Source organism: Escherichia sp. KCJ4928, assembly GCF_004352695.1.
Taxonomy (GTDB): Bacteria; Pseudomonadota; Gammaproteobacteria; order Enterobacterales; family Enterobacteriaceae; genus ECMA0423.
The window spans coordinates 1-8,918 of sequence record NZ_SJWV01000164.1; the positions used below are offsets into that span (position 1 = coordinate 1).

At 50.5% G+C, this 8,918-nt stretch carries 10 protein-coding genes; 4 read left to right on the forward strand and 6 right to left on the reverse strand.

Annotated elements, in window-relative coordinates; genetic code table 11:
- Positions 1 to 145: 145 nt before the first annotated feature.
- Positions 146 to 358, reverse strand: a complete 213-nt coding sequence (gene cspA / locus E0D98_RS18615) for an RNA chaperone/antiterminator CspA (protein ID WP_000014594.1) — start codon at positions 356 to 358, stop codon at positions 146 to 148.
- A gap of 280 nt (positions 359 to 638) precedes the next feature.
- Positions 639 to 929, reverse strand: a complete 291-nt coding sequence (locus E0D98_RS18620) for an HTH-type transcriptional regulator (protein WP_000455798.1) — start codon at positions 927 to 929, stop codon at positions 639 to 641.
- Between the two features lie 433 nt (positions 930 to 1,362).
- On the opposite strand from E0D98_RS18620, the gene E0D98_RS18625 reads away from it, so the two are divergent.
- Positions 1,363 to 2,073, forward strand: coding sequence for a DUF3053 domain-containing protein (locus E0D98_RS18625; RefSeq protein WP_000190517.1), 711 nt, complete (start codon positions 1,363 to 1,365; stop codon positions 2,071 to 2,073).
- A 49-nt stretch (positions 2,074 to 2,122) separates the two neighbouring features.
- Here E0D98_RS18625 and ghrB read toward each other — a convergent pair whose 3' ends face one another.
- Both ghrB and E0D98_RS18635 read right to left on the reverse strand, forming a co-directional pair.
- Complete coding sequence (ghrB, locus tag E0D98_RS18630) at positions 2,123 to 3,097, reverse strand: glyoxylate/hydroxypyruvate reductase GhrB (protein ID WP_000805027.1); 975 nt, start codon at positions 3,095 to 3,097, stop codon at positions 2,123 to 2,125.
- A 103-nt stretch (positions 3,098 to 3,200) separates the two neighbouring features.
- Positions 3,201 to 3,860, reverse strand: a complete 660-nt coding sequence (locus E0D98_RS18635) for an OmpA family lipoprotein (protein WP_000747625.1) — start codon at positions 3,858 to 3,860, stop codon at positions 3,201 to 3,203.
- A 152-nt stretch (positions 3,861 to 4,012) separates the two neighbouring features.
- Between E0D98_RS18635 and bisC the strand changes: the two genes are divergently transcribed.
- Positions 4,013 to 6,346, forward strand: a complete 2,334-nt coding sequence (gene bisC / locus E0D98_RS18640; protein ID WP_072095314.1) for a biotin sulfoxide reductase — start codon at positions 4,013 to 4,015, stop codon at positions 6,344 to 6,346.
- Here the strand turns inward: bisC and E0D98_RS18645 are convergent.
- A complete protein-coding gene (locus E0D98_RS18645) occupies positions 6,315 to 6,755 on the reverse strand; it encodes an N-acetyltransferase (RefSeq protein ID WP_000617478.1) in 441 nt (146 codons plus the stop codon). The genes bisC and E0D98_RS18645 overlap by 32 nt on opposite strands.
- A complete protein-coding gene (gene tag / locus E0D98_RS18650; RefSeq protein ID WP_000438954.1) occupies positions 6,752 to 7,315 on the reverse strand; it encodes a DNA-3-methyladenine glycosylase I in 564 nt (187 codons plus the stop codon). The genes E0D98_RS18645 and tag overlap by 4 nt, the downstream gene beginning before the upstream one ends.
- A gap of 157 nt (positions 7,316 to 7,472) precedes the next feature.
- Here tag and E0D98_RS18655 point away from each other — a divergent pair, with 157 nt between their 5' ends.
- Both E0D98_RS18655 and E0D98_RS18660 read left to right on the forward strand, forming a co-directional pair.
- Positions 7,473 to 8,171: an autotransporter outer membrane beta-barrel domain-containing protein gene (locus E0D98_RS18655; protein WP_001355788.1), complete on the forward strand. Its 699-nt coding sequence runs from the start codon at positions 7,473 to 7,475 to the stop codon at positions 8,169 to 8,171.
- 228 nt (positions 8,172 to 8,399) lie between these two features.
- Positions 8,400 to 8,918 (forward strand): MFS transporter (locus E0D98_RS18660; protein ID WP_240723742.1); only part of this gene is annotated, 519 nt, incomplete at its 3' end.

Here is an 8,918-nt window from a genome sequence, read left to right on the forward strand (position 1 = left end):
GCGCATTCTCATTGCACCCAAATTTATTTTTCACAAAAATAATACTAGATTTTATTACGCGATCGATTATTTATTTCCTGAAAAACAAATAAAAAAATCCCCGCCAAATGGCAGGGATCTTAGATTCTGTGCTTTTAAGCAGAGATTACAGGCTGGTTACGTTACCAGCTGCCGGGCCTTTAGCGCCGCTTTCGATGGTGAAGGACACTTTCTGACCTTCGTCCAGAGATTTGTAACCATCGTTCTGGATAGCAGAGAAGTGTACGAACACGTCTTTAGAGCCATCGTCAGGAGTGATGAAGCCGAAGCCTTTGTCAGCGTTGAACCATTTTACGATACCAGTCATTTTACCGGACATAGTGTATTACCTTTAATAATTAAGTGTGCCTTTCGGCGATATGGCGTGCTTTACAGATTTTGAAGCGTTAAAGGAATGTGCACTACGAGGGGTATCAACGATAACTCTTGAAGGGACTTGCCTTACTACACTGCTTTAATGGTCTGTACGTCAAACCGTTGATGTGCATTAAGCCACGCATTGGCGGGTGATGCAACAATTATTTTTCATATTTATGATTAATCGGTTGGAAAACGGTCCTGTCATCAGGACCGTAAACAGCAATAAAGTGGATAAAAGTCTATTCCATCAACTGCTTACTTAATGCCGGGTTGGCTTGAATCAAACGCATCAATTTTAGTTCGGCACTTGAAGGCTTCACGCGTCTGGATTCCCATTCCTTTACCATGGCGACTGATACGCCCAAAACCCGGGCGAAATCATCGATTTTTAACCCTGTCCCTTTTCGTAACTGCTCAATTTCGGTACAGGACGTTGTTCTGTGCGTCAGGGTAATTTTCTGCGTTTCATCTTTAAAAACAATCTGTTCCAGGCTGCTCAACAGCTCATGCATTGGATCTTTATATTCCATTGAAAACTCCTCAAATCACACTGCGGGATCGTGAATTGCATCGAAGCTCATTAAGAATAGTCGGGAAAAGCAGACACAGCGGGGTGAAGTCAGGGCATGCTCTGGCTATGATTCGATTCAGCCAGTCATTTAGCGTGACTTATAGCCACCTAACGATCTGATAAATGCCGATATATCTCTTACCACTCCTGGTTTGTAAAGATTTCGAAAATCTAACCTTCTGCGAAGGCGTAAATCTCTGGCTACAAAAAAAGCAACGGCACTATCATTTTTTAACAATGAAACAACAAATTAACCTTGTTTCATTTTCTCCATGATTTTACCAGGAAGATTACGTAGAAAGGGTATCCTGCAAGCCTGTCCTGGACTATCCTTGTCACGTCAGACACGCGTGTGTCGTTGTGCGCTTTTTTTGGGTGAAAGGAGTAAGAAAATGGCGACAGGAAAGTCCTGCTCTCGCTGGTTTGCGCCTCTTGCGGCGTTATTAATGGTAGTTAGCCTGAGTGGGTGTTTTGATAAAGAAGGCGATCAGCGTAAAGCGTTTATCGACTTCCTGCAGAATACAGTGATGCGTAGCGGTGAACGTCTACCAACCCTGACTGCCGATCAGAAAAAACAGTTTGGTCCTTTTGTCTCTGATTACGCGATTCTGTATGGTTATTCTCAGCAGGTGAATCAGGCGATGGATTCCGGTCTGCGCCCGGTCGTAGACAGCGTTAACGCAATTCGCGTACCGCAGGATTACGTTACGCAAAGCGGTCCGCTGCGTGAAATGAACGGTTCGCTGGGTGTGCTGGCGCAACAACTGCAAAATGCGAAGTTGCAGGCCGATGCTGCGCACTCTGCGCTAAAACAGACCGATGATTTGAAACCGGTCTTTGATCAGGCATTCACCAAAGTGGTAACGACGCCAGCTGATGCATTGCAACCGTTGATTCCGGCTGCACAAACTTTCACGCAACAACTGGTGATGGTTGGAGACTACATTGCTCAGCAAGGTACTCAGGTGAGCTTTGTCGCAAATGGCATCCAGTTCCCGACTTCACAGCAGGCAAGTGAATATAACAAACTGATTGCGCCATTACCGGCACAACATCAGGCGTTTAATCAGGCCTGGACTACAGCAGTTACTGCAACCCAATAAAGAGTAAAAGCCCGAGCGATTATCGGGCTTTACTTCACGCAGTCGCGGCTTAGTCCGCGACGTGCGGATTCACACAGTTCTTCTCAACCTTTCCTTGTAACGCATCAATCAAATTATCCACGGCACAGGCGGCCATGCCATAACGCGTCTCATGGGTGGCAGATCCAATATGCGGTACTGCGACGACGTTGGCCATTGAGAGCAACGGCGAATCTACGGACAGTGGCTCTTGTTCGAAGACATCCAGCCCGGCGGCGTGAATTTCGCCTTTCTGCAATGCAGCAATCAGTGCATTTTCATCAACCACCGGGCCACGTCCGGCATTAATGAAAATGGCGGAGGATTTCATTTTGGCGAATTGTTCTGCGCCAAACAGATGATGCGTCTCATCAGTTAACGGCAGGATCAGGCAAACGAAATCTGACTCTTGTAACAGAGTATCCAAATCGCAGTAGCGGGCGTTGAAGCGTTCTTCTGCTTCTTTATGGTGGCGGCGCGCGTTATAGAGGATGGGCATGTTGAAGCCAAAGTGCGCACGTTGTGCCAGCGCCATACCGATCCGTCCCATCCCGACAATGCCCAGTGTTTTATGGTGAACGTCAGTGCCGTACCAGTCCGGGCCTATGCTCGCGGTCCATTCGCCTGCTTTTACCCGTTCTGCTACCTCCACAACCCGACGAGCGGTAGACAACACCAGCGCCATCAGCGTATCGGCGACGGTTTCTGTTAATACGGTTGGCGTGTGCATCAGCAGAATTTTTCGGGCGGTAAGCGCATCGACATCAAAATTGTCATAGCCGACGGAGATCGTTGATGTGGCACGCAGTTTCGGCATTTTTTCCAGCAATGCGGCATCAACATTCTCGTTTGAACCCAGTAAACCTTCAGCTTCGGCAAAAATTGCTGCATTTTGTTCGACGGTTTGTGGGCTGAGGTTTGCCACCTGGTGAACGGTGAAATGCTCTTGCAGGCGTTGCAGTAAATCATCAGGTAAGGCTTTGTAGAGGATAACGGACGGCTTCATGCTTCTCTCCATTCACTGATAAGGCGATCACCTTAGCCTGAAATATGATGAAGGAAAACTGAAGAATGCCAGGTGATTTCTGCATCACCTGGCATGAAAGGGATTACAGCGGGCTTAAGGTAATTTCTACACGGCGGTTTTGCGCCTTACCTTCTGCGGTGCTGTTGCTGGCGATTGGGTTAGCCGGGCCAAGGCCCTGAGTACGGATGCGGCTGGCGTCCACGCCCTGGGTGATCAACGCGCTGGCAACGGAATCCGCACGTTGCTGGGAGAGACGCATGTTCAGGTCGTGACCACCCGTGCTGTCGGTATAACCAATCACGTTAACCGCCGTTTTCGGATACTCTTTCAGCACCATTGCCACGCCGGTCAGGGTGTTAGCGCCCGCAGGTTTCAGGGTCGCGCTGCTGCTGTCGAAGGTCACATTGTTCGGCATATTGAGGATAATGTTATCCCCGCTGCGGGTTACGCTAACACCAGTGCCGCGCATTTTGTCACGCAGCTTCGCTTCCTGCACATCCATGTAATAACCCACGCCGCCGCCCAGAGCTGCGCCTGCTGCTGCGCCAATCAGCGCGCCTTTACCGCGATCTTTCTTCGAAGAAGAGAGCGCACCAATACCCGCGCCCACGAGAGAGCCCAGACCTGCGCCGATAGCAGATTTACCTGCTTCGCGTTCGCCGGTGTAAGGGTTAGTTGTGCAGCCAGATACCGCCAGAGCGCCACTCACTACGGCGGCAATAAGATAAACACGTTTCTTCATTGTTAATCCTTAATAACCTTTTTATTCTTTGCCACGGGTTCCGTGGCGGGAGATTATGCCGCGTGAACATGAAGATTATTCCTGGGAATACTCGGAAATTTGTAAGTAATATTTAACTGCTCAATACATCTAACCTTTCAGGAGTCTTCGGTTTGGCCAACTCATCCTCACGATATTCCGTTCTGACTGCCGCCCACTGGGGGCCCATGCTGGTTGAAACCGACGGCGAAACCGTGTTTAGCTCGCGTGGCGCGTTAGCCACAGGAATGGAAAACTCCTTGCAGAGCGCGGTTCGCGACCAGGTTCACAGCAATACGCGGGTACGATTTCCAATGGTGCGCAAAGGCTTTCTCGCGTCACCGGAAAACCCGCAAGGCATTCGTGGGCAGGATGAATTTGTTCGCGTGAGTTGGGATGAGGCGCTGGATCTTATTCACCAACAACATAAACGCATTCGTGAGGCTTATGGTCCGGCATCGATTTTTGCTGGTTCCTACGGCTGGCGTTCAAACGGCGTGCTGCATAAGGCCTCGACATTATTACAACGCTATATGGCGCTGGCAGGCGGTTATACCGGGCATCTGGGGGATTATTCGACTGGTGCGGCACAGGCGATCATGCCGTATGTCGTAGGTGGCAGCGAAGTTTATCAACAGCAAACCAGTTGGCCGCTGGTGCTGGAACATAGCGATGTCGTGGTGCTGTGGAGTGCTAATCCACTCAATACGCTGAAAATTGCGTGGAATGCATCCGATGAGCAGGGGCTTTCTTACTTTTCTGCACTGCGTGACAGTGGGAAAAAGCTGATCTGCATTGATCCAATGCGATCGGAAACCGTCGATTTCTTTGGCGATAAAATGGAGTGGGTGGCACCGCACATGGGCACCGATGTTGCGCTGATGCTGGGGATCGCCCATACGCTGGTGGAAAATGGTTGGCATGACGAAGCGTTTCTGGCGCGTTGCACCACAGGTTATGCCGTCTTCGCCTCTTATTTGCTGGGCGAGAGTGACGGAATAGCAAAAACCGCCGAATGGGCAGCAGAGATTTGTGGTGTTGGCGCAGCGAAAATCCGCGAGCTGGCGGCTATTTTCCACCAAAATACCACCATGCTGATGGCAGGCTGGGGAATGCAGCGCCAACAGTTTGGTGAGCAAAAACACTGGATGATCGTCACGCTGGCAGCAATGTTGGGGCAAATCGGCACACCCGGCGGCGGTTTTGGTCTTTCTTACCATTTTGCCAATGGTGGTAACCCCACGCGGCGTTCTGCGGTGCTCTCTTCCATGCAGGGCAGCTTGCCGGGTGGCTGCGATGCGGTGGATAAAATCCCTGTTGCCCGCATTGTTGAAGCACTGGAAAACCCTGGTGGCGCATATCAACACAACGGTATGAACCGACATTTCCCGGATATTCGTTTTATCTGGTGGGCGGGCGGTGCCAACTTTACTCATCATCAGGATACCAATCGTCTGATCCGTGCCTGGCAAAAACCGGAGCTGGTGGTGATCTCTGAATGCTTCTGGACGGCGGCGGCGAAACACGCGGATATCGTTCTGCCTGCGAGTACCTCTTTTGAGCGTAATGATCTCACCATGACCGGTGATTACAGTAATCAGCATCTGGTGCCGATGAAGCAAGTGGTGCCGCCACGCTATGAAGCGCGTAATGATTTTGATGTTTTTGCCGAGTTAAGTGAACGCTGGGAGAAGGGCGGTTATGCACGTTTTACGGAAGGAAAAAGTGAGCTGCAATGGCTGGAAACGTTTTATAACGTTGCCCGGCAGCGCGGGGCAAGCCAGCAGGTTGAATTGCCGCCATTTGCTGAGTTCTGGCAAGCCAACCAGTTAATTGAGATGCCGGAAAACCCGGACAGCGAGCGGTTTATTCGCTTCGCTGATTTTTGCCGCGATCCGCTGGCGCATCCGTTAAAAACCGCCAGCGGCAAGATTGAAATCTTCTCACAGCGTATTGCCGATTACGGTTACCCGGATTGCCCTGGGCATCCAATGTGGCTGGAGCCGGACGAATGGCAGGGCAATGCCGAACCAGAACAGTTGCAGGTACTTTCTGCCCATCCGGCGCACCGCCTGCACAGCCAGCTGAATTACAGTTCTCTGCGCGAATTGTACGCGGTAGCAAACCGTGAGCCTGTCACCATTCATCCTGACGATGCTCAGGCGCGCGGCATTCAAGATGGCGATACTGTTCGGCTGTGGAACGCACGCGGGCAAATTCTTGCCGGAGCGGTCATTAGCGAGGGAATTAAACCTGGCGTGATTTGTATTCACGAAGGGGCATGGCCGGATCTGGATTTAACCGCTGACGGTATTTGTAAAAACGGCGCAGTCAACGTGCTGACCAAAGATCTCCCCAGCTCGCGGCTGGGGAATGGCTGTGCGGGTAATACGGCGCTGGCATGGCTGGAAAAATACAACGGTCCGGAACTGACACTTACAGCGTTTGAACCACCGGCCAGCTCATAATCCAGGTGGGTAGTTGGGTTTCATCCTGCCATGCGCAATCGACAATGTGAAAACCCTGCGCACGGTAAAAATCTATCGCCGGTTGATTTTTTTGATAAACCTCCAGCATCAGATGGGGATAGCGCTGCTGCACATACTGCATCAGCGCCTTACCAATACCGCGTCTGACGGCCTTCGGTGCGACAAACATTGCTGCCAGAAATCGGCCTTCCATAATGCTGACAAAACCGAGAAGCTTACCGTCCTCTTCCCAGACCCAGTTTTGCGCGTTGGCAAGATAGGCATCCCGCACCAGCGGAATGCAGTCACGCCAGTAATTCGCTTTTATAAAGGGATGCCCCCAGGTTGTACTTTCCAGCCACAGTTCGAGGATCGCGGGGAGTTCTGAACGTTGCGCTTCCCGAATCATGGTTTATTTCCCGGATAGCAACAGCAGCCAACCACATGATCATTCACCAGCCCACATGCCTGCATAAAGGAGTAACAGATTGTGGTGCCGACAAACTTAAAACCACGTTTTTTCAGTGCATTAGATAGGGCGTCGGAGGCGGACGTAGATGTGGGAATTTCGCTCAACGTTGTGGCTTGTGTCACCTGTGGCTGATGATTTACAAACGACCAGACAAAGTCGGCAAACGGTTCGCCGTTCTGTTCCATTTGCAGGTACGCCCGCGCATTACCAATAATTGCCTGAATTTTCCCTCGATGGCGGATAATCCCGGCGTCCTGTACCAGTCTTTCGACATCCTCTTCCTGCATTGCTGCGACCTTCACCGGATCGAACTGATGAAAGCAGGCGCGATAGTTTTCGCGTTTTTTGAGGACGGTGATCCACGATAACCCAGCCTGCTGCCCTTCAAGGCAGATCATTTCGAACAGTTTTTTACTGTCAGTTTCAGGCACGCCCCACTCATTATCATGGTAGGCAATATAAAGCGGGTCCTGACTCACCCAGCCGCAACGTTCCATACTTTCCCTCGCTATGTACCCGATCGTAAAAATTTCAGCCGCTTTTCTTGACGCATCGGTGAAAAAGTCAATATTTAATACAGGGCTACTATGCCCGATATCCTTCATACAATGACAATAATATTGCCGAATTCGGCTCTTCCCTGGAGTCGTGTTAATGATCATAAAAAAAAGCGGTGGTCGCTGGCAGCTAAGCCTGCTGGCGAGCGTGGTAATCAGTGCCTTTTTTCTCAACACAGCTTACGCCTGGCAACAAGAATATATCGTTGATACGCAACCCGGACATTCCACAGAGCGTTACACCTGGGATAGTGATCATCAACCTGATTACAACGATATTTTGTCGCAACGTATTCAAAGTAGCCAAAGGGCGCTGGGACTGGAAGTCAATCTGGCGGAAGAAACTCCTGTGGATGTGACCAGCAGTATGAGTATGGGCTGGAATTTTCCTTTATATGAACAGGTTACAACCGGCCCGGTCGCGGCATTACATTACGATGGCACAACCACCTCGATGTATAACGAGTTTGGCGACAGTACTACCACGCTGACCGATCCGTTATGGCATGCCAGCGTGAGTAGCTTAGGCTGGCGTGTTGACTCCCGGCTTGGCGATCTCCGACCCTGGGCGCAAATCAGCTATAACCAGCAATTTGGCGAGAATATCTGGAAGGCGCAATCAGGCCTGAGCCGGATGACGGCGACAAACCAGAACGGCAACTGGCTGGATGTCACCGTAGGCGCTGATATGTTGCTCAATCAAAATATTGCCGCCTATGCCGCGCTATCTCAGGCAGAAAATACCACTAACAATAGCGACTATCTGTATACGATGGGGGTTAGTGCCAGATTTTAACGTAAAAATCACAATTGAAACCATTGGATAACAACAGTTGTGGCGATAGTGGGTGCTAACTTACTAAATAATAAATTTGGTGAATAATTGTCGCGTCATTCATTCCTGAACTAAGGCATTTCATTCCGTTCTGATGGCATTTCATGCCGTTTTTCCCCAGGCATAAAATGCACTTCGTTATGGTTGTCGGCAGAGATTTTTCCTTTTTATTACTGCAGGAATACTGCCATGACACCTTCAAATTATCAGCGTACCCGCTGGCTGACACTCATCGGTACTATCATTACCCAGTTTGCTCTGGGGTCGGTTTATACCTGGAGCCTGTTTAATGGCGCGCTTTCTGCCAAGCTGGATGCGCCGGTAAGCCAGGTCGCTTTCTCTTTCGGCTTGTTAAGTCTGGGGCTGGCAATTTCGTCTTCTGTTGCGGGCAAATTGCAGGAACGTTTTGGCGTTAAACGCGTCACCATGGCTTCCGGCATTTTGCTGGGATTAGGCTTCTTCCTGACCGCGCATTCCAACAACCTGATGATGCTGTGGTTAAGCGCCGGTGTGCTGGTCGGTCTGGCGGATGGCGCGGGTTACCTGCTGACGCTCTCTAACTGCGTGAGGTGGTTCCCGGAGCGTAGATACTGTTATGGCCTGCAAGTTTTTTCCTGGTCCGGTTTCCCGGATTGCAGGCATGCCAGACACAGCGCCGTCAGGCGCTGTTTTTTTCATCCCTTCCGCGATTTTTACGCCGCTACCGGA

What these genes read in the sequence shown, in the direction of transcription:
- cspA (WP_000014594.1), bottom strand. Translation starts at nt 358, where the DNA reads ATGTCCGGTAAAATGACTGGTATCGTAAAATGGTTCAACGCTGACAAA.
- E0D98_RS18620 (WP_000455798.1), bottom strand. Translation starts at nt 929, where the DNA reads ATGGAATATAAAGATCCAATGCATGAGCTGTTGAGCAGCCTGGAACAG.
- E0D98_RS18625 (WP_000190517.1), top strand. Translation starts at nt 1,363, where the DNA reads ATGGCGACAGGAAAGTCCTGCTCTCGCTGGTTTGCGCCTCTTGCGGCG.
- ghrB (WP_000805027.1), bottom strand. Translation starts at nt 3,097, where the DNA reads ATGAAGCCGTCCGTTATCCTCTACAAAGCCTTACCTGATGATTTACTG.
- E0D98_RS18635 (WP_000747625.1), bottom strand. Translation starts at nt 3,860, where the DNA reads ATGAAGAAACGTGTTTATCTTATTGCCGCCGTAGTGAGTGGCGCTCTG.
- E0D98_RS18645 (WP_000617478.1), bottom strand. Translation starts at nt 6,755, where the DNA reads ATGATTCGGGAAGCGCAACGTTCAGAACTCCCCGCGATCCTCGAACTG.
- tag (WP_000438954.1), bottom strand. Translation starts at nt 7,315, where the DNA reads ATGGAACGTTGCGGCTGGGTGAGTCAGGACCCGCTTTATATTGCCTAC.
- E0D98_RS18655 (WP_001355788.1), top strand. Translation starts at nt 7,473, where the DNA reads ATGATCATAAAAAAAAGCGGTGGTCGCTGGCAGCTAAGCCTGCTGGCG.